Here is a 24,364-nt window from a genome sequence, read left to right as displayed (position 1 = left end):
TAAGGGGAAACCATGCCAGCACTTACGCTACTTGACTGGGCTAAACGACAAGGCCCTGACAGCAAACAGGCGAAAATTGTCGAACTGCTGAATCAGACCAACGAGATCCTCGACGATATGCTTTTTGTCGAAGCTAACCAGGCAACCGGACATCGCACTACAGTGCGTACCGGCCTGCCGTCTGCAACGTGGCGCATGCTGAACTATGGTGTACCGCCAAGTAAATCAACCACCGCACAGGTTACTGATACGGTCGGGATGCTGGAAACTTATTCCGAAGTGGATAAAGAACTGGCTGATTTGAACGGTCAGACTGCGGAGTTTTTACTCTCTGAGTCACTGGCGTTTCTGGAGTCGATGAACCAAGAAATGGCAGAAACACTGATCTACGGTGATACCACGGTACATCCGCAGCGCTTTACGGGGCTGTCTGCCCGTTTCAACAGTCTGGCCGCGAAGAACGGGGTAAACATCATTGATGCCGGTGGTACTGGCAGCAATCTGACCTCCATCTGGTTGGTAGTATGGGGTGAAAATACCGTTCATGGCCTGTTCCCGAAAGGCTCTAAGTCTGGCCTGCAGCAGGAACACAAAGGTCAGGTGACGCTGGAAGATGAGAACGGCGGGAAGTACGAAGGTTATCGCACTCATTTCCAGTGGAAAAACGGCCTGACTGTCCGTGACTGGCGCTATGTGGTCCGCATTGCCAATATCGACATCAGCAAACTGAAGAAAGACCCGGAAGCAGCCGATTCGCTCGACCTGCCAGATCTGCTGATTCAGGCGATTGAGAAGATCCCTAACCTCGCAATGGGTCGCCCGGCAATCTACTGCAATCAGGCTATCCGTAGCTGGATGCGCCGCCAGATTAAAAACTCCAAGAACGTCAATATCTCCATGCAGGAAGTGGCTGGTAAGAAGGTGGTGTCGTTCGATGAGATCCCGGTGCGTCGCGTAGATTCCATTCTGACTACCGAAAGTCAGGTTAAGTAACCGCGTATGCCGGATGGCATCAGCCTCCGGCAACCTTTTAACAGGGGTAACACAATGATTTTAGATAAAGAAACGATGTTCTCCGTCGATCAGGCGGTTACTGTATCAGCTGCCGGTACCAGCATTATCGACCTCGGCCCGCTGCGTAATGATTTCCGTGATATCGGTATCGGTGAGCCGCTTGAACTGTTCGCGCAGGTGACAGAGCAGGCAAAAGCCGCCGGTGATGCCACGGTGCAGATCAAACTGGAAACCGCGTCTGATAAAGCATTCTCTGATGCTAAGGCTATTTTTCTGTCTGAGGCTATGCCGATTGCATCACTGAATGCCGGTAAGCGCATTGTGGCCAAAGTGCCGCAGGGCAGTCTTAAATTCCTGCGTCTCCAGTACATCGTGGGTGATGGCCCGTTAACGGCGGGTAAGTTCACATCAGGCATTATCCTGAATGTGGATGCTCATCCGGTCTATGAAGCTGTCAGTAATTAAGGTGTGACATGTCACGATATAAAGTATTGAAGAAATCCTTTATCAATGGCCGCCTGCTTTATCCGGGTGAGGAAATTGAGTTCGACGGCATGGCGGGGAGCAACCTGCTGCTGATTGAAACCGGTGAGCGTGTAGCGGTGAATGAAGATACCAATGCCGGTAACGATAATCACAGTGGTGATGGCAGCGGTGAAGGTGGTACCGGAGCCTACGGTGGTGATGGCGGCGCAGATAATGAACTGGCCGCGCTGCAGGATCAGTACCAGCAGCTGTTTGGTAAGAAACCTCATCACAATGCCGGTGCCGAAAAACTCCGCGCAGATATTGACGCGAAACGTAAAGAGCTTGGGGTTTAACCCCCGATTCAAAAGGGGGCGAAAGCCCCTTTTTTATTGGAGACAGACAATGAAAATGGTCAACCTTAAAACCAGCACTGAAACCTACGAGAACGCCAGCGGCAAGAAAGAAACCCGTGATGAATACCCGTATGGCCTGCGCATTTCTCTGGATAACGACACGATAGAAAAACTCGGCACCGCTGTGCCGGATGTTGGTGAAAGCATTGAGCTGCATGGCGTGGCTAAAGTTCTGTCGAAATCCGTCAATGAACGCGAAGGAAAGAAGTCTGTTTACGTAGAGCTTCAGATAACCGATATGGCGCTGGGATCCGGCAGTGAAAAAACAGCGGCTGATGTGCTGTTTGATGGAGGTGAATAGTGGCCTCAGAAATCGAAATCTGCAATATCGCGCTCAGCCGCATCGGTAACAGCCGATCTATCAACAGCATGACCGAGGCCAGCAAAGAGGCCAATCAGTGCAGCCTGCACTATGAGCAGTGCCGCGATGCGGTACTGTCAGACTTCCCCTGGAACTTTGCTGTTAAGCGCGTGGCGCTGGCGGATACCAATAATCCGCCGCCTGAATGGAAATATGCCTACCGCTATCCTACGGACTGCATGAAAGCCATTTCTATTATCCGTCCAGGAGAAAAGTATCACCGCCCTGATACCGCGATTCATTTTCAGGTTGGTGCTGATGAAGAAGGTACCGGGAAGCTGATTTATACCGATCAGCCGGAGGCGTGGCTGCAATACACCGCCCGCGTGACAGACGTCAACATGTATGACGCGCTGTTTAAAGATGCGCTGGCGTGGCGTCTGGCTGCTGAACTGGCGCGGCCTCTGGCACCGAATGCCGGTATCGGTAATGAGGCTCTGCAACTTTACCAGATGACGATTGCCGGTGCGGCGGCGCACTCCCTCGGGGAATCGTCAGAGCCGGTCGATTACATGGATGAGTTTACCGCAGCGAGGTTATCGTAATGGCCTACAGTATTATTCAGCCGTCATTCTCCGGCGGCGAAATGGCCCCGAGTTTATACGGGCGCGTCGACATGGCGAAGTACGCCACAGCATTGCGTAAGTGCCGCAATTTCATTGTCCGGCAGTACGGTGGAGCAGAAAACCGCCCGGGTACCCGTTTCATTGCCGCAGCTAAATACGGTGACAAAAAATGCCGCCTGATCCCGTTTCAGTTCAGTACGGTTCAAACCTATGCGCTGGAGTTCGGCGATCGGTATATCCGCGTGTTCAAAGACGGCGGTCAGGTGCTGTATGCCGATGGTGAGCACAAAGGTGAAGTGTTTGAACTGGCGACACCGTATACAGAATCTGAACTGTTTACCCTGAAATTTACGCAGTCTGCTGACGTAATGACCATCGTTCACACTGATCACCCACCGATGGAATTACAGCGTTACGATCACGATGACTGGCGGCTGGCGGAAGTGGAGACAAAGAACGGCCCGTTTGAAGACATTAACACCGACAAGGTGATCAAAGTGTACGCCAGTGCAAGTACCGGCACAGTAACGCTGACAGCGACACACAATATCTTCGGCGGTGAACAGGTGGGAAAACAGTTTTACCTGGAACAGCGTGCTGTTGATGAAGTTCCGGTGTGGGAAACAGATAAAGAAACTGCAGTGAACGATCAGCGTCGTGCCGGCAGTCACTATTACCGTGCCAATACCGCCGGTAAAACCGGTACGCTGCGTCCGTCTCACACCGAGGGCATGAGTTGGGACGGGTGGGGCGGTGATAACGGCATTCAGTGGGAATACCTGCACAGCGGGTTCGGTATTGTCAAAATTGAATCTGTCGGCAGTGACGGTAAAACCGCTACCGGTAAAGTGATTTCTTATCTGCCGTCCAACGCTGTCACAGAGGCTAATGCCAGCCACAAATGGGCGCGGGCAGCCTGGAATAAAGAGCTGGGCTATCCGAGTACCGTTACCTATTACCAGCAGCGCCTGTTCTTTGCCGGATCCCGTTCTCAACCACAAACCATATGGGCCAGCCGCAGCGGCGATTATAAAGACTTCGGGCGCAGTAACCCTATTCAGGATGACGACCGCATTATCTACACCTATGCCGGGCGGCAGGTGAATGAAATTCGCCACCTTATTGACGTCGGTTCGTTGGTGGCGCTGACCTCCGGCGGAGAATATCAGGTTACCGGTGATCAGAATAAGGTACTCACCCCGGCCAGTTTCTCTATGTCGTCACAAGGTGCCAACGGATCCAGTAATCTGCCGCCGATTGCCGTGGCGAACATTGCGCTGTATGTGCAGGAAAAAGGCAGCGCTGTCCGTGATTTGGCGTATTCATTCGATGTGGACGGGTATCAGGGCACAGACTTAACCATTCTCGCCAATCACCTGTTCCAGAAGCACCAGATTGTTGACTGGGCTTTCTCGACTGTTCCTTATTCCGTTGCCTGGTGTGTCCGGGATGACGGCGAACTGCTGGCGTTAACTTATCTGCGTGAACAGCAGGTTTTCGCCTGGGCGCCGCAACATACTGATGGTGAATTTGAATCTGTCTGTACCATCAGCGAGGGCACGGAAGATGCGGTGTACTTCGTGGTGAAGCGCAAGACCGGCAAAAAGACGGTTCGTTATGTCGAACGTCTGGCGAGCAGGTTATTCACCAGAACGGAAGATGCGTTCTTTGTGGACTCCGGCCTGAGTTATGACGGTCGTAATGCAGATCCGGATAAAACCGTCGTTATTACCGGCGGTACTGACGACTGGTCATATCAGGAAGAATACCGCCTGTCTGTGCTGGCTGACAACGTGTTCAAAGAGAGTGACATCGGGAACGAGATCCACATTGATTACACCGAGGACGATGAGCATAAAATACTGAAATGTCGCATTGTTGAAGTCATTAATAATAAAGAGGTTACGGTGTCACCTAACCGTAACGTGCCACCAGCGTTACGCAGCACAATGACCGTGGCATGGGGCTTTGCCCGTAAATTCTTTACCGGTATCGGGCACCTGGAAGGAAAAACCGTGAGTGTGCTGGCAGATGCCAATGTCGCGCCGCCGGTTGTTGTCTCCGGTGAGCGGGTGGAAATCGACACGCCGTCAGTAGTGGTGCATATCGGCCTGCCGGTCACCAGCGAACTGGAAACGCTGGACATTCATATTAACGGGCAGGAAACGCTGCTGGATAAAAAGAAACTGGTAAAGGTTGCCAGTCTTATCGTTAATTCCAGCCGTGGCGTGTGGGCTGGTACCGACAAAGACCACCTGTATGAATACCCTCAGCGTGAGTTTGAGTATTACGACAACCCTGTTGATGACGCGACCGGCATTGTGGAAATCAATCTGGATTCCAACTGGAGCAAAAACGGGCGCGTCTTTATCCGGCAGGAAGACCCGCTGCCGCTGTCCATTCTCGCGGTTATCCCGCGTCTTGATGTCGGAGGGTTTTAACCGATGGCACACGTACAGATTATCCCGGCAACGGCTGAACATATTCAGCAGCTTCTGCCGTATGTCCGCCAGGCTGATCACGATGAGTTCGCGGCATTCTCCGGTCAGACCGCAGAGCAGGTTCTTACCCGTGGTGTTACCTGTTCGACAAAGGCGTGGTCTGGTCTGATTGATGGTCAGGTCGTTACAATATTCGGTGTGGCTCCGGGGTCTATCCTGAGCGGCGTAGGGATCCCGTGGCTGGTGAGTTCATCTCACCTTGAAACACATCAGAAGATATTCCTGCGCCGCTGCAAACCGGTACTGAAAGCCATGCTGGCGGTCTATCCGTCACTGGAAAACTATGTGGATGCGCGTAACCACGTTGCGAAAGCCTGGCTTCACTGGCTTGGTTTCCGGCTGGAACCGGCGGAACCGGTCGGCTTAATGAAACTGCCTTTCCATCACTTCACCATGAGGGCGAAATAATGTGCGAACCAACCATGCTGGCAGCCGCCGCAATCGGCACCGGCGCTATGCAGGCATACAGCCAGTACACATCCGGTAAATTTAACGCCGATGTCGCAAACCAGAATGCCAAACTGAATGAAGCTGCTGCGGATGATTCTATTAACCGTGGTAATGCTGAGGCCGCAAAGCAGCGTTCCCGCGCACGGCAACTGGCAGGAACTCAGGCGGCTACCATGTCAGCAAACGGCGTTGATCTTGGTGCTGGTGGTGCGCTGGATATCTTCGGCGACACTGCAGCCATGGGTGAACTCGATGCGCTCACCGTGATGAACAACGCTTCCCGAGAAGCATATGGCTATAAGCTGCAGGCGGCTAATGACCGGCTCAATGCGAAGATGTCACGTCGTCAGGGCAATATTGGTGCAATCGGCACGATACTGACCACGCCGCTGAATGCATGGGGTGCGAACAAAGTGGCAGGCGGTACCGGCAGTCTCTTTGGATCCGGTGCAACTAAGGCCGCATCAGGCACCGGCTCAAACCTGTTTGATGTGACCCGCCAGACCGGCAATTACGGACGATTCTTTTAACGGAGGGCGCTATGCCGACAGTACCAACCTATAACGAAAGACAGGTCAGCAGCAGTCCGTTGCCAGCCAACGGATTCAGCGCACAGTCATCACCTGAACACTTCGGTGCCGGGCTGGCACAGGCAGGTGATCAGTATATCAATGCTTTTGCAGAGGCAAAGCAGCGCGCCAATGTGGCGTTGTCTCAGGATGCAGCGTTACAGTTGCGCCAGAAAGCCAACGAACTGATGACCGATCCACAGAATGGCCTGCTGGCGCAGCAGGGTAAAAACGCCATAGGTAAGGCGGCAGAGTACCAGAATCAGTTTGATTCTTTCGCCGGAGAGATTGCGGCCACGCTGCCGGACGATAATGCGCGCGGGCACTTCATACAGCAGGCGCAGGAAATGCGCTTACAGTTCGGCAGTCAGGCCAATAAGCATGAGATGGGGCAAATTCAGTCATACGAAACAGATCAGTTCCAGTCTACGCTGACGCTGAATGCGGAAACGGCCGCTACGCAGTACGGTGATAATCAGGCGTATGTCTCAACCAATAAGCAAGTGTTTCAGCAGATAGAAGAATTCGGACTGTCCCACGGCTGGAGTGATGAGCAGATTCTGGCTAAAAAGCAGGAGTTTAAAACCAGCACCGCCCGCAAAGCCATTGAGAACCAGATCGGCGCGGACTATATGCAGTTCATGCAGCAGAATGGCGAGCCATCTGATACAGGAGGAGTTAGCAGGGATATCACTGCAAATAACGGAACTTCTAGTGGTGAAACAAGGGGGCTACGTAACAATAATCCTGGAAATATTGAATTTTCTAAGAAAAATAACTGGGTTGGGCAACTTGGAAGTGATGGTCGTTTTGTTAAATTTTCATCACCAGAACATGGCATTAGAGCGTTAGGTAAAAATCTATTGTCATATAGTCGTCAGGGTTATGTAACTCCAGAGCAGATCATTACCAAATGGGCACCACCGGAAGATGGCAACGACACTGAGGCTTACATTAAATTTGTTTCCGGCTATCTGGGTGTTTCTCGTGATGTACGTTTGGATCTTACCGACCTTAACACATTAACTAAGATATCTATGGCGATCATGATGCAGGAGAATAAAGGCCATGATATAGGTTATTCAGAGGGGCAAATATCATCCGGAATGCAGTCAGCGCTGGGGCTTAAAGAGCTACCTGATTCATCCAAGAGATTGACAGAATCGGCTGCCTTTAGTGGCCTTAGCGCTTCTCTTCAGGCTGGGTATATACGCCAGTCATCGCAGATTGATAAAGAGCGAAGAGGGAAAGCACAAGAAGAACTCGGCACCCGAATGGCAGATGCCTATGCTGCGTGGGAGAACGGATTGGATGCACCCGGTGCGCCGTCAGCGGGTGAAGTCATGGCAGCCTTTGGCTACGATAAAGGCACCAGGATGCTGACTGATATGCAGGAGGCAAAACGCTATGCGGGGCTTATTTCAACAGCGAAAGATATGACGGCACCGGCTCAGCGTTCATTGCTGGAGCAGATAAAGCCAGACCCGTCACAACCTAATTACGCCAGCAGCATGCAGCGCTGGGAGCGTTTCGGTAAATTCGTTGACAGCAACATTAAGGCACAAGAGAAAACCTTTTCCGCAAACCGCCTGGAGCTTTCCATACAGAATAACTTCCCGTTGGACCCGACAGACAAAAACAATCAGGAGGCAGCGGACAACTACTTCGAGAAAAACCTGCAATCCGGTTTCAGTCTGCGTGATGAAAACAGCCTGAATGCCGTTGCTGAACTTTCCTCGCGTACAGGTATTATCCCGTCACAGGTAAAAACAATCTTCAATGCTGGCGCAACTTCAAAGGATCCGGAGGTGGTTCTGCCGATTGCCAAGATGTACGGGCAAATTTTTGATAATAACCCGGCAGCAGCAACTGATATGCCGTCATCAACCATGGCCTATTACACCAAAGTGTACGAACTTAACCGCGCCGGGATGCCAGAAGACAAGGCAGTAGAAACAGCGTACCGACTGACTTATGAGCAGGACGATCGTACAAAACAGATGATCGCTTCTCAGGTACGCGACAAAGACTATATGAAAGCGCGTGACAGCGCGGCGCAAAGCAATATCAACAGCAATTACCCGTGGTACAAGCCGTTCTCATCACCCGGCACGGATAAACCTGGCATCAATAACCGTGAGTATCTGCGGGATTATCAGACGCTTTATGACGCTAACTTTGCCGAGACTGGTGGTGACGCAAAACTGGCTCAGAAAATGACTGATGCACAGGTGAAAAAGACATGGGGTGTCACTTCAGTAAATGGCAAAGAAGAAATCATGAAATACGCGCCGGAAGCTGCTTATGGCATTACGTCATCTGGTGCGGGCAACTGGATTCAGGGGCAGTGGGAAGAAGATAAAAAACAGCTAGCATCAAAGATGTTCGGCGGGTTGCCGGGTGACTCTGAGATCGTCATGATTCCGGATGCAGTCACTCCACGTGATCTTAGTTATGGGGTAATGGTTAAACAAACTGGTAGTGATGGTGTACCAATCTACCATCCGTATTATGGCGATAACGGGCAACTGGTACGCTTTAAGCCGGATCAGGCAACATCACCGATGTACCGAGAAGTGATGGAAGAGCGCAAACAAAACCTGAAGGATGCTGCGGATAAGCGCAAGAAGAATGATCTTATCCGGGATGGTGGCGTTGATATATACACAAACCCACTTGGCAATCGTTTGATATGGGGAAATAAATAATGCCGATCTATGAAATGGAACCGGAACGTATCCTACCTGCTGACGTAAACGCGATACAACAACCTGAGCCGGTATACGGTGATAATGAAAAACTATCCTGGTATGCGCCACTGAATCCGCTTGATGACAGTAATGAGACAAAGCGTCTGCGTGACGCTGCATTCCGGATTGATAACTCTGTCGGCAGCCTGATCGCCACCATACCGTTTAATCAGTTTGAGGCGGTAGAGGGCTATAACCCGTTTGAAGACGATAATACGTTGGCAGGGTATGAGGATTATGCTGATGCGTTTATTCACTCTCAATCACCGCTGGAAACGTCCGCCATCAAGCAGCGAATAGATCGCCAGATACAGGACAGAACGTTGCTGGCAGAGGCTGGCGGCGCAGGATTTACCAGCAGTCTGGCTATGGGGGTGATTGACCCGATAAACGTGGCAGCGACTTTTATTCCCGGTGGACTGGCGGTGCGTGGCGGAAGCGTGGCCAGAACAGCCGGTACGCTGGCACTATCAAACGCAGGTGCCGGAGTGCTGTCAGAAACGGCTCTCAGTGCAACACAGGAAACTCGGACGCTGACGGAGAGTGCGCTCAACGTTGCATTTGATGCTACCCTTGGTGGCGTGATGGGGTCGGCAATTCAGCTGGTTAAAAACCGGGGAGCGCTGGCGTCAAAGTTCCGTAATGATGTGATCGGTGAACAACAAACTCAGCCACAAAATATTCCAAATAATATTCCCGGAGACAGAAGCATTGGTGCCGCTGAGGTATTCAATACTACGCTGGAACAGGAAGCGATAAAGGGACCATCTTTTGTTAACAGAACAATGAATGTCAGCCCGGTGGGCCGTGTTGCACAATCACCGTCAAAAATCGCCAGGCAGGTTAACCAGCAGCTGGCTGAAAATAATTTCACCTATGCAAAAAACGAAGAGGGGATCGCCTCGTTCGGCGCGGTGGAGACTGCTGTACGCCGCTTTGATGCGCTAATCTATAAACAGGTCGAGTCCACCCGCGACTATTACAAACAGTATAAGCAGGCAGCCCGTACCGGTGGCGATACCCGTATGAGTCATATTGAGTTCAGCGAGGCGGTGGGGGATGCCATGCGTAATGGTGATCAGCATGCCATACCACAGGTAGCGGAAGCTGCACGCGCAATCCGCCCGATTGTGGAACAGACAAAAAATCACATGGTGGAATTAGGTATTCTGCGCGAGGGCGTAAAAGTCACCACAGCAGAAAGCTATTTCCCGCGCATTTATAAATTCGACAAAATACTCAGTGACCGATCTGAGTTTAAAAAGGTTATCGTTGACTGGCTGGGCGAGACCAATCAGATTGCTGTTAACAAAGCGCAGGGCAGCCTTGATAAAGCAGTTGCCGGTATTGAACGTGCAGAAAATGCCCGGCCGGCGGCGGATAAACTCGGCGCTGAAATCCGTGAGGCGGAAAGTTGGTCCGGTAAAAAAACAGAACTGCTGTCAGAGGTCGATAAAAACGTCCGGCTGATTGGAGAAAAGCAGGCGGCTACTGATGAACTCAGCGCTCTGAGAGGATTGGATAAGCAGACAAAGAAACAGGCAAAGCGCCAGGCGCAACTGGAAAGAAAGTTGTCTGCAATTGACAGCGCAGAGCAGACTTTACCGAAACTACAGCGCCACCTTGAGATCCTGGATAAACCGCGCCAGTTCCGCAATGAACATGCACGACTGTCCCGTCACGCCAATTCACTGACCCGCTTTGACCGTCGCCGTCAGGCAGCCATGCGCCGTATGGAGCCAATGGCCCGTGAAGAGCTTGAGGCGGCAGCTGACGATATTATCAATAAAATCATCGGCGCACCCGCAGGCATTGTTCCAGGAGAACTGATCCCAGAAGGACTGACAAAACACGCTGGTTTCACAAAGGCGCGTACCCTGAACATCCCCGACGAACGGATAAAAGATTTCCTGGAATCGGATGTGAATTATGTGATGGAAAACTACATTCGCCAGGTGGCCCCGGAAATCGAACTGACAAAACGATTTGGCCGTGTTGATATGGACGGTCAGATAAAAGCGATCACGGAGGACTACAACCGCCTGATATCAGAGGCTGCTACACCAAAAGAACGGGCAAAGCTGGAAAAACGGCGTGAAGCTGATTTACGGGATATCCGGGCAATGCGTGACCGCCTGCTGGGAACCTACGGCGCACCGAAAGATCCAGCCAGTTTCTTTGTCCGTGCCGGTCGCGTAGCGCGTCACGTTAACTTCCTACGCCTGCTGGGCGGTATGACTATTTCGTCACTGCCGGATATGGCCCGTCCTATTATGCAGCACGGCCTGCGCTCGGCACTGAAACCCCTCGGCAAGATGATGACGGACATCAGTAAGATGCGTATCGCCAAAGCGGATCTGCGGGAAATGGGGGTAGGGCTGGAATATGCATTGTCCAGCCGGTCAAAAGTGATTGCCGATCTGAATGACCCCTACAGCCGCCGGACATTCCTGGAGCGAGGGCTGGAATGGTCATCACAGAAATTCGGTAACTTCACCCTGATGAACCAGTACACCGATACTATGAAAATGTGGTCCGGGCTTATCACTCAATCCAAAGTGCTGAACGCAGCCAAGGCCGTTGCTGGTGGTAAAAAACTCAGCAAAAAAGAAGTCACCAAGCTGGCGCATATCGGCATTGATGAATCTATGTTGCACCGCATTGCAGACCAGTACAGCCGTCATGGTGAGGATCTGGACGGACTGCTGACCGGACATAGCCATCTGTGGGATGACAGAGTAGTGCGGGAAGCGTTCCAGTCAGCGATACTGAAAGACGTCCGCACCACGGTAATCACGCCTGGTATCGGTGACACACCGCTGATGATGAGTAGTGAGCTGGGTAAAATCGTGATGCAGTTTAAAACTTTCTTCTTTGCCACCCATAACCGCGCGCTGGTATCCGGCATTCAGTCCGGTGATGCCTCGTTTTATTACGGTGCGTTATTGCAGGTCGGGCTGGGTTCGCTGGTCTACGTACTGAAATCCATGATGGCCGGGCGGGAAATAAACACAGATCCTTCCAACCTGGTAAAAGAGGGGCTGGACTGGTCAGGAATGATGGGGTGGCTGGGGGAGCCGAACAACGTACTGGAAAACCTCAGCGGCGGTACCTACGGCATGAGCGCTATGTTCGGCGGTCCACCGGCATCACGCTATCAGAGCCGTAACGGTATCGGCGCATTACTGGGACCGACATTCGACCTGGGCGGCGATATCAAAAACATCACTGCCGGTGTGCTGAATGGTGAATTTGATGATCGCGAAGTGCGATCTGTACGCAAGTTATTGCCTTTCCAGAACCTGTTTTATTTGGCGCCATTACTTAATCAGGTTGAAGAACAACTTAAATAGAGCAGTCTGATGGTTTTATAGAAAATGAAAATAACGGTGTTGATGAACCTGACTCGAAGTCATAATTCAACACCACATTTCTTTGCCTAAACTGATCAAAGTGTATATTTCCACCACCGAAAGGCGCGCAATATCTATTCTCGATATTTTTCTTCGTATAAGACGGCACATCGTGGTCAATCATGTTTGATGACTGTTCGTTCTTTGTTGTATCAACGGCACCAACACGAACAAGAATATCAACAGTTCTATCAGTTGCACTTATATAAGTGACTCTGACGCTTCTATTAATAGCACTAGAAGCGCCAATTAATTCTGGGGTGACAGATTTTGCAAAGTCCCCATCTATTGGTAATGTATAACTCGCCATTGCGGTGCTGGTAATCGAAAGCATTGAAAATAGTACAGCGCTGGATAAGGTTTTCATTATCAATCCAATTGAAAAATATTTGGTATTGATAATACCTGTCTAAGTTAGCGGATGGCTACCACCAATTTAAAAGCACCGGTCTAAACCGGTGCCCGATCACATTATAACTTACTGACAGCGTGTTCTATGTACTGAGCGTGGGTGATGATAGTGTTGATGGTTTTACCCATATCGCACATATAATCTCGGAGCCACATCAGGACGCGCTCTGCTTCTTCCACGTTGTGGCCGTCCCGTTTCAGGTAGGCCAGAAGCTGGTGGAGCGTATCGTCTTCCGGTGACCGTAGAAAGTCATTGAGGATCTGCGAACGTGATTTTTTCGTTTTCGGGAAGCTGTATTCCTGCGCTACCTGCCCGGCAGGGATGAACTCACCTTCGTGAATAGTACGTTGCAGCTGATCCACCAGCGCCAGCAGTTCCTCGGTAGAGGCATTGCGGGGTAATGATTTATTGATCCGACCGGTGCCGCGGTATTTGGTGAAGTAGTTGTCTTCCAGAATCTCAAATACATCCCAGGCGCGATCGGTGTCCAGCATTTTGGCATGACGGGCAGCGCCGCGCTCTGTCCAGAGGATAATGCTTCTGGCGTTCTTTCCGATGATACCGTAACGAGTATCTGTTTTGCAGCCATCAACAGGGTTACTTAAAGTAACTCTGTTCTTAAAATCCTTTAATATTGAACCAGTTAAATTGAAGTAATGCTTGCCTTCGGTAAAGCGATTTCTGTTTCTTGAATGGTTTGTTTTGATATTCTGGATACCGGTTTCATAGACATCAGCGAGTAATTCGGTAGTGATCACTGGCATGTTGTTATGAATGATAGACGGCAGGTGTGATACAGAAATGCTGAGATTAGTCATTTTGACGTCTCCTGTGAGATATTTTTTAAATCACCACCGGAGGTTCCAATCTCTTGGGTGGTGAACTGGACGGGGTTGGAACTACCGGACTCACAGTACCGGCCTACCTCTCGGTAGCCCCGCCCAGCCCACCATTGAAAAGATGTAGCTGTGCTTTGTGCATAAAAAAACCGCTAACGCGGTTATGCGCTGTGAGTATTCGGCGGGGTTCCAATCCCGGCACCAGATTTTGCTGGTGCATATTCACTATGGCGCATAATTTGGGGGTTGTAAATATACCAATTTGGTCATGTTTTTGGAAGGGGGAAATTGTGGGGCATCGGAAGCCTCGTATATTAAGAGGCTTTTTTATCCTGGTTCGCAGCAGGCTGGATAGGGGTTATCACGGCTTTGCGCTGAGGCTGGAGAGAGCCAAGAGAGCTACAGAGTCCGGTCAGTCCGGCAAGTGTAAAAGGCAATGCCATTACATCATCCGTTCTCAGTGGGTTGCCTAAATCCATAAGAATAATGATCAGGAACACGCTGGTTGCGAAGGTTGCTGCGGCATAGATGATATCCATTTTTTGCGGAAGCCTTTTCAGTGAAAAGTTTTCGACGCTCTTATCGAAGTGTTCCCACGCTAAATGAATAAGCAGGTAAAACAAAGACAGGAACAGGTAGAATTTACACAGTTCCTGTACGTTTTCGGGGTGTAGGAAATCAAACATTTTTAATAGGAAATCAAGCATTTTTAAACAGCAGACCGATGAAGAACGCACTCATCACAGCAGACAGGGTTGCCACAGTCGAGATTGTGATAATGGCTGGCACCACATAGGATATAGCACCGCACAGCATCATTGCCGAACCGATGCCGGTAGCCACTGATTTTAACAATGCTCTGATGATATATTCCATGCTTACCTCCAAAATCTAAAATTCTTGAACTGCACTTTGAATTTGCCAAAGCCACTTTTACCAATGCGCGGCAGGATAAAATCCACAGACTCAATCAGGTCATGCTGTTGCGCTGAAAGATGAATAAATTCATGAGCATTAACGCAAGCATGCATTCTTAAGCATATGTCAGGCTTATGCTTTACCGAAATGAGCCTATGCACTCTGCGTAGTTCATTGGTTTTCATTGCGATCTACAAATCCAGTTGACCTTCTAGGTAATCAAAGTATACATGATTCATCTCATTGCCGACAGTTTTTCATGGCATAGAGATAAAATTATCCCTGTTGTGACGTAAAAAGCACCTTTAAAAGGTGCTTAATTATGCGTATATGATTTTTTGTTTATTTATTTAATTCAGCAAAAATAAATTCCAAGTGGGTCTTTATCGTATTTCGCTGCTTCTCCGTGTGTGTAACGTAATTTTTCATCGCCACCAGCTCAGTCATCGGCCCTGATACATCATGACCATCACGATCCATTTCCCGCAGTAACTCCTCGAGCATCGATGTGATAGAAAGCTGTTTAATCCCGTCATTGTCATTTACTTTTTCTGCATAATTTTCAGGCGATTGATACACATATTTCTGTTTCATTTTCTATTCCTATATTGTGCATTATTGCCTTTGTTATCATATCGATATGAAAGTAATTTGTTTATAATTTTGTTTATATTTCCAATAAAAATAAAACCATTATTCCGTATATGGTTTGTTTTGGCTATCCTGTCAGTATTGACCAGGAGAAAAAGCCATGACCGTATCAACCGAACTTAGCCATGAAGAGTACACCGGCAACGGTGTCACCACTGATTTCGACTTCCGTTTCCGTATCTTTGAAGCCAAACACCTCGTTGTGTCCGTAGCCGAACCGGACGGAACTGAGCGCATCCTGACGAACGGCACCGACTACACATTGCGCGGCGTCGGATCATACCGTGGCGGAAAGGTAATTTTAAAAATGCCGCTGGAGACCGGCTGGAAAATCGGTATTGCCCGTGACCTGCCTGCCGTTCAGGAAACCGACCTGCGCAACCAGGGGAAATTCTTTGCCGAGGTGCATGAGGATGCTTTTGACTACCTCACCATGCTGATCCAGAAGTCGCTGGGCTTCCTGTCGCTGTGCCTGCGTAAGCCGAGTTTTATCTCTGATCACTACGATGCCAAAGGCAATAAAATTTCCAACCTCGGAAAGCCGGTAAAAGACGGTGACGCGGTTGATCTTGGTACTATGAAGGAACACGTCAGCGCGAAAGATAAACGCTCTCTGCGTGTGGCTGATAAGGACATACCGGCGCTGCCTGGTGCGGCGGTACGCGCCAATAAGCTGCTGTCGTTCGATGACAACGGGAATCCGGTTGTTATTGTGCCTGAGTCCGGTAGTGCTGCTGATGTGCTGGCTGAATTGGGTAAACCGGATGGATTCGGACTGGTCGGTGGACTGACAGAAAACTACCTTCGTGTGTTCGATAATGTCGCTGCAATGGTAGCGGAGACATCACTGCCACTTGGGGCAACAGTCAAAACGCGCGGATATTACTCCCCTGGTGATGGTGGTGAGGGCATTTACGCAATCACAAATAACCAGCCTGACGCTCTCGTAAACGTCAATCTGGATAACGGACTGACAGCAACGCTGGATGTGACAAACGGCGTTGATATCCTCTCTGTTGGCGCTCAGGCGAATACGGACATCGGACGTATTCTGGTTGGCCTTCAGGAAATTGCAGCAGCAAACACTATCCTGATCCCTAAAATGTCATTTGATTGTAACAGCCAGGTCAAGGTTAAGAAAAACTTCCGTTTTTCTGGAGGAGCTCAGTTAATTAACCGCTCACTACGTAACGATTGGTTTGTATTTGAAAATGATAATATTGAATTCAGTACTGTTGGTTACGGAAATAAGGCAAGAATTGCTGTTGATAATAAACTGACGGGTTGGAACCATGCAGTTGCTTTGGTTCTGGGAAAAAATAACCTGAGAAATTTAGCAGTATGTAATGTAAATCTGGTTGGATGTTATGCGGATTTTTCAGGTACAGGCTTAGAGTTAAGAGCTGATTTAAGCAGAGATGGCGGGCAGGAAACTGACCCTTCACAGCCGGGTCGTAAATGGAACAGCATCTGCTGGAGTAAGTTTAACAACCTAACTTTTGGTTATTGCAATACCGGCTTACGTGTGACGGCTTATCAGGCAAAAGCTAGTGATGTTCTCGGGCCTCATGTTGGTGATGGTGGTTCATGGATAACATCGTGCCAATTTAAGGGCACAAAGATTGAAGGAGTAAAACGAGGTGTTGAAATGTCCTGTATACCTATTAACGCAGGAGCTTACCCATATAATACACAGATAGCTGAAATACAAATTGATTTTGTTCAGCAGTGGATGAACGATTCAAAAGAAGCTGTTTATATTGATAACGCAGGACAGAATAAGATCGAGTTTTTCGCCTGGGATTACAGCGGATATCAAACAAAGCCGGACAAGGCTGTAGTTGTGAAAGGTGTTGACGGCCGGGATAATTATATTTCAGGTAATATGGATCTGAAACATATTTCATTTTCTTCATCTCAGAATACTTACCATTCTCTGTATCGTACATTGGAATATAAATCTGTGCTACATCGCCGTATTTGCGCGATAAAGCATACTGGTTCTGGACGTTATGAAATTGAGCGCGGTTATCACACTCCTGTCGGTGTTAATGGAATATCTGTTTCTTCATCTGATTCTTATGCGTTAGTTCTTGATTATACGCCTGGATTTGATGACGGAATGAACCCCTACGTTATCTGCCAGGATACCAATAATACAAAAGGGTACTCTCTGAGACCATTTTACAACCAGGCTAAAGCATCAGAAGGTAAAGCGTGGTTTTATATCACCAAGGATGGCGGCACAGCGGCATCTCCATTATCAGAGGTACCAACGGGTGCAATTTTTTTCATAGAGATAGTGTGTATCTGATTGATATGGTTTTACCATAAAACCCTATAACGCATTTTTGTTTATCTTTTTTCTGCTGTAGCATCATGGTTATTTAATAATCATGGTGCTACGCAATGCATGAAGACCTCTCTGTAAAAACCACGCTCAGCCTTGCTGCGTTCTTCAGCTACTTTGCCGGGCTGCCTGCCGAGGTGGTGATGGGGTCCCTGATGGGGGCCATCTACTTCATCACCGCTGCCACTGAATATACACTGCTGCGCCGGTCGGTATTGGCACTGGTCAGCTTTATTTCCGGCCTGCTGTTTTTCAGTCCTGCAGCGGCGATGTTCATCAAAGTAACCAAGATATTCGAGATCCCACCTGACGCCTACAGCATCGATAGCATCGACGCCGTAGGCGCTTTTGTATCTGCGTTACTGTCGGTGAAGCTGAGCATCAAAGCGTACCGAAAAGCGGATAGTCCGCAAGGAGGCAATGATGTTTGAGAAAGTTTTGATCATTCTGAATGCCGTCATCTGCTCAGTGATTTTTGTCCGGGTGTTTTCGTTCAGACGAAACGGCCGGCAGCACTGCGCAAAAGGGGCATGGATAGCCTGGCTCATTCTGTCTTATTCCGCGAGTGTGCCGGTGCGGGCCTACTTTGATCCTGTCTATCACGCTGATATCACCAGCGTGATTTCAAATCTTATTATCTGTGCTGCGGTGCTGGTGTATCGCGGCAATGTCATGTCATTTTTTAAAGCGGGGTGATTTATGCCGGAACAGGTTAAACAAAAAATCTTTAAGGATGGTTTCGTTAATACAGGGGCGCGGGGGATCAGGAATAACAACCCTGGGAATATCCGTCACAGCAATTCAAAGTGGCAGGGACTTGCAGCGACACAGCCGGATAGCAAATTCTGTGCATTCATTTCTGCCGAGTTCGGCATCCGTGCGCTGATGAAGCTCCTGCAGACGTACACCAAATACCAGGGTAAACCAAATATCGGCTGCGGTAAGATCGATACCGTGGAAGAAATCATTGAACGGTGGGCACCGTCTGGTGATAACAACCACACAGAGAACTACATTAAACGGGTCTGTAAAGAAACCGGCTTTGGTCGTCACGACTGTTTAAATCTGTATGACAAAGACACGTCACTCGCAATGGCTAAAGCGATTGTAACTGTCGAAAACGGCCAGCAGCCATACGTCGATGATGTTTTTAAACGAGCCTGGACACTTATCTGATGAAAAATATAGCCATTGCACTGATCGCTCTGGCTGTTTCTTTCGCTGCTGGCTGGTGGGCCAGCAGTACCCTGCATGATAACAGGCAGATGAAAGGGCAGATCGCCGGTCAACAGCAGGATGAGAAAGACGTGGCCACAAATATCGAACTGCGCCGGGAGGCAGACGAACGGCAGCAGGTAAGCATCAGGGAATATCAGGATGGAAAAAAGAGTGATACGATACGCACAGAGGCTCTGCTTGATCGGGTGCTTAATCATTTTGACCGCATGCAGCAGCCAGCCGGTACCACGAAAGCAGAAGTTGCAAATCCCGGCCACGCCGATACCTGCCGAATTGAGAGAGACAAAGCCGGTGAACTTTCTCGACAACTACGAAGCACACTTGAAAAGTATGGGCGTGAAGCTCAGCGGGCCGATGAGAATACCCGGCTCCTTAATCTCTGTATCATTGACCTGAAAGCGAAGGAAAAACTGCTCGAAAATTACCGGTGAAAAAGTAGACAGTTTTCCGCGTGACGGTATCAGTGACGGTATATTTTCAGGTAATGAAAAATAAATTCAAATAAATCAATTCATTAAGATAATGGAATATAATTGAGTGGGAATGATCCTGCAATAAGAAATTAGCTGGCAGTGGCTGGCAAAATAATGAGTTAAGCCCATGTAAAAATGGGCTTTTTTATTTTTGGCGGTTGTTGTATCTGGTACTTATTAGCAGCGCCAAGCACAAGTTGAATGAGGTATTAAAGTCGGTATTATCGCATCTTTTTACCGTGATACTTACATTATGGCTGGTATAAAAAGATAAAATAAGAAAAGAGTGATGAAGGACAAAATGAGATATTTTTGAGGATCATCTGAATAACGAATGATCATCAACATACGACGATCAGTAGATATCATTTCATTCCGGAACAATAAAACAAAGAAAGAATTAATATGCTGTTTTTTAGTTAAACTATAATGAGCATATTGTTATAGGTGCATAAAGCGATTGCCATTTACTCCGAAAAAACCAGCATAAAAAACAATATAATCAACAAATAACAAATATCGTTCATTTTTTTTGACTTCTAAAGTCAAATTTGGCATCTGGTCATTATCCGGTGCCGGCCTATTATGTTTCCTGTCAGTGAGCAAGATTAATATTTATTTTTATCAATTTAACCAATTGAACAGGAACGCATTATGTCTAAATTAGAACTGTTAAACCCACAAAATTCTGCCGTTATTTTTATTGATCATCAGCCGCAAATGGCCTTTGGTGTGGCAAATATCGACCGCCAGCAGCTGAAAAATAATACCGTTGGCCTGGCAAAAGCAGCAAAAATTTTCAATGTGCCGACAATTTATACCTCCGTTGAAACAGAAAGCTTCAGCGGATATATCTGGCCTGAATTACTGGCCGTCCATCCTGAATCAAAACCTATCGAACGTACCTCCATGAATTCCTGGGAAGACCCGAAATTTGTCGAAGCCGTTAAAGCCACCGGACGTAAAAAATTAGTGATGGCGGCATTATGGACAGAAGTCTGCCTGAATTTCCCGACCTTAATGGCGATTGAAGCCGGTTATGAAGTTTATATTGTGACAGATGCATCCGGTGGTACCTCAGTTGATGCGCATGAACGTTCTATTGATCGTATGGTGCAGGCCGGGGCTATTCCTGTGACCTGGCAGCAGGTATTGCTGGAGTACCAGCGCGACTGGTCCCGTAAAGAAACCTATGACGCAGTAATGGGGCTGGTTCAGGAGCACAGCGGTGCTTACGGCATGGGTGTCGATTACGCCTATACTATGGTTCATAAAGCACCTCAGCGCGTTATTAAGTAACAGCGTAACAACCGGAGAGGTCGCTCTCCGGTTATTTTTTCCTATACCGCTTGCCGCAACAGTATTTGATAAGCAGTGAGTTCCTCATAAACAGGAAACACATCATCATGAATAAACGCTTCGCATCAAAAATATTTATCAACGGTGATATTCATACACTCGATCGTGAAAATCCCGTTGCTCAGGCCGTTGCTGTCCGTGACGGCAAATTTATTGCTGTCGGAACCAACGATGAAGTTATGCAGTTACGGAATGAAGAAACAGAGATTATTGATCTTAAAGGGCTGGTGATTATTCCCGGCCTGAATGATTCGCACCTTCATCTTATCCGCGGCGGACTGAATTATAACCTCGAATTGCGCTGGGAAGGTGTGCCGTCATTATCGGATGCCCTGGCGATGTTAAAAGCACAGGCTGATGTGACGCCGGCGCCGCAGTGGGTCCGTGTTGTGGGTGGCTGGAGTGAATTCCAGTTTGCCGAAAGACGGATGCCGACATTAGATGAAATCAATGCGGTTTCACCGGATACCCCGGTTTTTGTGCTGCATCTTTATGATAGCGCGCTGCTGAATAAAGCGGCACTGCGTGTGATCGGTTATACCAGAGATACCCCGAACCCGCCGGGCGGTGAAATTCAGCGGGATGAGCACGGTAACCCGACCGGCATGCTGATTGCAAAACCCAATGCCATGCTGCTGTATTCCGCGCTGGCGAAAGGCCCGAAACTGCCGCTGGATTATCAGGTTAATTCAACCCGTCAGTTTATGCGCGAACTTAACCGTCTCGGGGTAACCAGTGCGATTGATGCCGGGGGCGGATTCCAGAACTATCCGGAAGATTATGAGGTTATCGCGGAGCTGGCAAAACAGAATCAACTGACTATCCGTATCGCCTATAACCTATTTACCCAGCGTCCGAAACAGGAACTGGAGGATTTCCGCGAATGGACATCGATGGTGTCGCCGGGAGAGGGAACCGATTTTTTCCGTCACAATGGTGCAGGGGAAATGCTGGTATTCTCTGCGGCTGACTTTGAGGATTTCCTGCAGCCGAGACCGGATCTGCCGGATAATATGGATGCGGAGCTGGAAGCCGTGATCCGCCACCTGGTTGAACACCGCTGGCCGTTCCGTCTGCATGCCACTTATGATCAATCCATCAGCCGTATGCTGGATGTGTTTGAAAAAGTAAATAAAGAGATCCCGTTTGACGGCCTGCACTGGTTTTTCGATCACGCGGAAACCATCAGTGAACGAAATATTGAACGGGTAAAAGTGCTGGGCGGCGGATTGGCAATTCAGCATCGTATGGCATTCCAGGGTGAATACTTTGCGGACCGCTATGGTCATGAAGCGGTGAAACACACGCCGCCGGTGGCGAAAATGCTGAACGCAGAGGTGCCGGTCGGTCTGGGAACGGATGCGACGCGCGTAGCCAGTTATAACCCGTGGACAGCGCTTTACTGGCTGGTGTCAGGCCGGACAGTCGGCGGTATGAAGATGTATGACGACAATAGCCGGTTAGACCGGGATACCGCGTTAGAGTTATGGACTATCGGCAGCTCCTGGTTCTCTGATGAACAGGGTAAAAAAGGGCAGATTAAATCAGGGCAGTTTGCAGATTTTATTGCCTTATCTGACGATTATTTCCGTGTGCCGGAAGCGGAAATTAAAGCGATAGAATCCCTGCTGACGGTGGTGAACGGCGAGGTTGTTTACGGCAACGGTATTTTCGGGCCGCTGGCACCGCCGTCAATTCCGGTATTACCTGACTGGTCACCGGTTATTAAAGTGCCGGGACACTACTCTTATTTACAGCAGGAAAATAAAGCTGCGATCCTGAATCAGTTACACCAGTGCTGCGGTTCGTGTCATGTTCACGGACACCAGCATGATATCGCCCGTAAATCGTCTGTGCCGGTTGCGGATGATAATGCCTTCTGGGGCGCGCTGGGTTGTTCCTGCTTTGCATTTTAATTATCGCTGTACATGTTAATACTGTGGCTGGTGGTAAAACACCGGCCATATTAAACCGGAGATCATATTCACATGACTAATCCGCAATCATCAGCCTGGTCGCCGCTGCGTAACCGTATTTTCTTTGTGTTATGGATGGCGACATTATTTTCTAATATCGGAACATGGATGAATGATGTCGGTGCGGGATGGCTGATGACCAATCTGAGTCCTGATCCTGTCATGATTGCCACCATTCAGGCGATGACCACATTGCCGGTCTTTTTATTAGCCTTACCGGCCGGGGCGATTGCTGATATTTTCGATAAGCGCAAGCTGCTTATATTTGTCAATATCATGATGTTTTTTGCCGCTGCATTACTGGCTGTTCTGGTTTACTTCAATGTGGTCAGTATCGGCTGGTTATTGTTAATTACCTTTATTCTCGGATCCGGTGCGGCTTTTTTAGGCCCGGCATGGCAGGCGATTGTCCCGGGTATTGTGGCGCCGCATGAATTAAAGGCGGGGATCGCACTGAACAGTATGGGGATTAATATCAGCCGCGCCATCGGCCCGGCGCTGGCTGGTGTGCTGATTTCGCAGGTGGGGCTTTATCTTCCTTTTATGCTTAATGCACTCAGCTTTATTGCCATTATTGTGGCGGTGTGGTGGTGGAAAGGGGAAAAACACCAAGAAAATACCTTACCGGCGGAATCAGTTGTCGCCGCGATGATTTCCGGGTTGCGCTATGCCCGTTACAGTCCGGCATTGATTAAAACCATTATCAGAGCCGCCGCCTTCTTTGTGTTCGCCAGTGCTTACTGGGCAATGCTGCCGCTGGTTGCCAGAGTGTCGCTTCAGGGGGATGCAACGTTATACGGGATTTTAACCACCAGTATCGGTATCGGGGCGGTCGCCGGGGCATTCAGTTTATCTGCGCTGCGGGCCAGGTTCAGTACCGGAATATTAGTGACTGCCGGGACTGCCGGAACGGTTATTGTGCTGGTGATCTTTGCCGTGACCACATCAAAATATCTGGCAATCGCCGGCAGTATTATTGCCGGGTTCAGCTGGCTGATCACGCTCTCCACGCTGATGGTGTCAGCGCAGACAGCACTGCCGGACTGGGTCAGAGCGAGAGGGCTGGCGCTGTATCTGACGGTATTCTCGGGGTCAATGGCACTGGGGTCATTAATCTGGGGGCAGATTGCCTCACACACATCAATAACAATCGCGCTGCTTGCGGCGGCAGCAGGTATTATTGTTGTCTGGTTATGTGTGCTGAAAGTGAAAATTGACCACGACAATATCAATCTATCACCGTCTGAACATCTGACAATGCCGGAGGAATTACCGTATTCTGAGGAAGATAAAAAACCGGTGATGGTGTGTATTCAGTATAAAGTGGATACGGAACATCAGGCGCAATTTTTTGCACTGATGGAGCAATTAAAACGGATCCGGTTACGGGATGGTGGTTATTCCAGAGGGCTGTTTTCGGTTCCCGGTACGCAGGATGAATTTATGGAGACATTTATGGTGTCATCCCCGGCAGAACATCACCGTCAGCATAAACGGGCAACCGTGGATGATCGCCGGATTGACAGTCAGTTAAATGCTATTATCCGGAGCAAAACGGTTGTGCATTATCTCTCATATTCTGCGGATACGGAAAAACAGAAATAAAACAGGTTGTACAGATAATAAAAATCCGGCAATAAAT

Annotated in this window: 23 protein-coding genes; 18 read left to right on the top strand and 5 right to left on the bottom strand. The window is 49.0% G+C overall.

The features are described 5' to 3' along the window. Positions 1-12 precede the first annotated feature (12 nt). From X965_RS07810 to X965_RS07765, 10 genes are read left to right on the top strand one after another with little or no spacing between them, the layout of a single operon-like run. The gene (locus X965_RS07810) at positions 13-993 is read left to right on the top strand and encodes a major capsid protein (RefSeq protein ID WP_036417644.1); all 981 of its coding nucleotides are present in this window, start codon (positions 13-15) and stop codon (positions 991-993) included. Between the two features lie 54 nt (positions 994-1,047). Next, positions 1,048-1,479, top strand: coding sequence for a Bbp16 family capsid cement protein (locus tag X965_RS07805; protein ID WP_036417642.1), 432 nt, complete (start codon positions 1,048-1,050; stop codon positions 1,477-1,479). Between the two features lie 8 nt (positions 1,480-1,487). Continuing rightward, the gene (locus X965_RS07800) at positions 1,488-1,835 is read left to right on the top strand and encodes a hypothetical protein (RefSeq protein WP_036417641.1); all 348 of its coding nucleotides are present in this window, start codon (positions 1,488-1,490) and stop codon (positions 1,833-1,835) included. Positions 1,836-1,884: 49 nt separating this feature from the next. Then, complete coding sequence (gene gp10, locus X965_RS07795; RefSeq protein ID WP_036417640.1) at positions 1,885-2,196, top strand: capsid staple protein; 312 nt, start codon at positions 1,885-1,887, stop codon at positions 2,194-2,196. Continuing rightward, on the top strand, positions 2,196-2,801 hold the full coding sequence (locus X965_RS07790; protein ID WP_036417638.1) for a hypothetical protein: 606 nt from the start codon (positions 2,196-2,198) through the stop codon (positions 2,799-2,801). The genes gp10 and X965_RS07790 overlap by 1 nt, the downstream gene beginning before the upstream one ends. Beyond that, entirely contained in the window at positions 2,801-5,263 is a 2,463-nt protein-coding gene (locus X965_RS07785) for a hypothetical protein (RefSeq protein ID WP_036417636.1), read from the top strand. Before X965_RS07790 ends, X965_RS07785 begins: the two co-directional genes overlap by 1 nt. Before the next feature lie 3 nt (positions 5,264-5,266). Then, positions 5,267-5,731, top strand: a complete 465-nt coding sequence (locus X965_RS07780) for a hypothetical protein (protein WP_036417635.1) — start codon at positions 5,267-5,269, stop codon at positions 5,729-5,731. After that, the gene (locus tag X965_RS07775) at positions 5,731-6,303 is read left to right on the top strand and encodes a hypothetical protein (protein WP_036417633.1); all 573 of its coding nucleotides are present in this window, start codon (positions 5,731-5,733) and stop codon (positions 6,301-6,303) included. The genes X965_RS07780 and X965_RS07775 overlap by 1 nt, the downstream gene beginning before the upstream one ends. 11 nt (positions 6,304-6,314) lie before the next feature. Beyond that, positions 6,315-9,050, top strand: a complete 2,736-nt coding sequence (locus X965_RS07770) for a hypothetical protein (protein ID WP_253280769.1) — start codon at positions 6,315-6,317, stop codon at positions 9,048-9,050. Next, entirely contained in the window at positions 9,050-12,445 is a 3,396-nt protein-coding gene (locus tag X965_RS07765; RefSeq protein WP_036417631.1) for a hypothetical protein, read from the top strand. Before X965_RS07770 ends, X965_RS07765 begins: the two co-directional genes overlap by 1 nt. On the opposite strand, the gene X965_RS19315 is transcribed toward X965_RS07765, so the two are convergent. The 5 genes from X965_RS19315 to X965_RS07745 form a co-directional block, all read right to left on the bottom strand. Then, positions 12,438-12,872: a hypothetical protein gene (locus X965_RS19315; protein WP_156341068.1), complete on the bottom strand. Its 435-nt coding sequence runs from the start codon at positions 12,870-12,872 to the stop codon at positions 12,438-12,440. The two genes, X965_RS07765 and X965_RS19315, sit on opposite strands and share 8 nt — an antisense overlap. Before the next feature lie 104 nt (positions 12,873-12,976). Continuing rightward, positions 12,977-13,735 carry an ORF6N domain-containing protein gene (locus X965_RS07760; protein WP_051997323.1) on the bottom strand — a complete coding sequence of 253 codons (759 nt, stop codon included), beginning with the start codon at positions 13,733-13,735 and terminating at the stop codon, positions 12,977-12,979. A 335-nt stretch (positions 13,736-14,070) separates the two neighbouring features. Continuing rightward, positions 14,071-14,463, bottom strand: coding sequence for a hypothetical protein (locus X965_RS07755; protein ID WP_051997322.1), 393 nt, complete (start codon positions 14,461-14,463; stop codon positions 14,071-14,073). Next, positions 14,456-14,632 (bottom strand): hypothetical protein, encoded by a 177-nt coding sequence (locus X965_RS19310; RefSeq protein WP_156341067.1) that lies wholly within the window; start codon positions 14,630-14,632, stop codon positions 14,456-14,458. Before X965_RS19310 ends, X965_RS07755 begins: the two co-directional genes overlap by 8 nt. A 384-nt stretch (positions 14,633-15,016) precedes the next feature. Then, a complete protein-coding gene (locus X965_RS07745) occupies positions 15,017-15,268 on the bottom strand; it encodes a hypothetical protein (RefSeq protein ID WP_036417626.1) in 252 nt (83 codons plus the stop codon). 157 nt (positions 15,269-15,425) lie between these two features. Between X965_RS07745 and X965_RS07740 the strand changes: the two genes are divergently transcribed. From X965_RS07740 to X965_RS07705, 8 genes are all read left to right on the top strand, one after another. Next, positions 15,426-17,639 carry a hypothetical protein gene (locus tag X965_RS07740; protein ID WP_051997321.1) on the top strand — a complete coding sequence of 738 codons (2,214 nt, stop codon included), beginning with the start codon at positions 15,426-15,428 and terminating at the stop codon, positions 17,637-17,639. 95 nt (positions 17,640-17,734) lie between these two features. Then, positions 17,735-18,106, top strand: a complete 372-nt coding sequence (locus tag X965_RS07735; RefSeq protein WP_004239554.1) for a putative holin — start codon at positions 17,735-17,737, stop codon at positions 18,104-18,106. After that, positions 18,099-18,371 (top strand): phage holin family protein, encoded by a 273-nt coding sequence (locus X965_RS07730; protein WP_228342839.1) that lies wholly within the window; start codon positions 18,099-18,101, stop codon positions 18,369-18,371. The genes X965_RS07735 and X965_RS07730 overlap by 8 nt, the downstream gene beginning before the upstream one ends. A gap of 3 nt (positions 18,372-18,374) precedes the next feature. Beyond that, the gene (locus X965_RS07725) at positions 18,375-18,851 is read left to right on the top strand and encodes a structural protein (RefSeq protein WP_051997320.1); all 477 of its coding nucleotides are present in this window, start codon (positions 18,375-18,377) and stop codon (positions 18,849-18,851) included. Next, entirely contained in the window at positions 18,851-19,345 is a 495-nt protein-coding gene (locus X965_RS07720; RefSeq protein WP_036417624.1) for a hypothetical protein, read from the top strand. Before X965_RS07725 ends, X965_RS07720 begins: the two co-directional genes overlap by 1 nt. Positions 19,346-20,041: 696 nt before the next feature. Beyond that, positions 20,042-20,686, top strand: a complete 645-nt coding sequence (locus tag X965_RS07715) for a hydrolase (protein WP_004237401.1) — start codon at positions 20,042-20,044, stop codon at positions 20,684-20,686. 107 nt (positions 20,687-20,793) lie between these two features. Continuing rightward, positions 20,794-22,662, top strand: coding sequence for an amidohydrolase (locus tag X965_RS07710; RefSeq protein ID WP_004237400.1), 1,869 nt, complete (start codon positions 20,794-20,796; stop codon positions 22,660-22,662). A gap of 72 nt (positions 22,663-22,734) precedes the next feature. Beyond that, entirely contained in the window at positions 22,735-24,327 is a 1,593-nt protein-coding gene (locus X965_RS07705) for an MFS transporter (RefSeq protein WP_036414650.1), read from the top strand. The last annotated feature ends 37 nt before the right edge of the window (positions 24,328-24,364 follow it).

This window comes from Morganella sp. EGD-HP17, assembly GCF_000512315.2.
GTDB classification, from domain to species: Bacteria; Pseudomonadota; Gammaproteobacteria; order Enterobacterales; family Enterobacteriaceae; genus Morganella; species Morganella morganii.
This window is presented reverse-complemented; position numbering and strand designations above follow the sequence as displayed.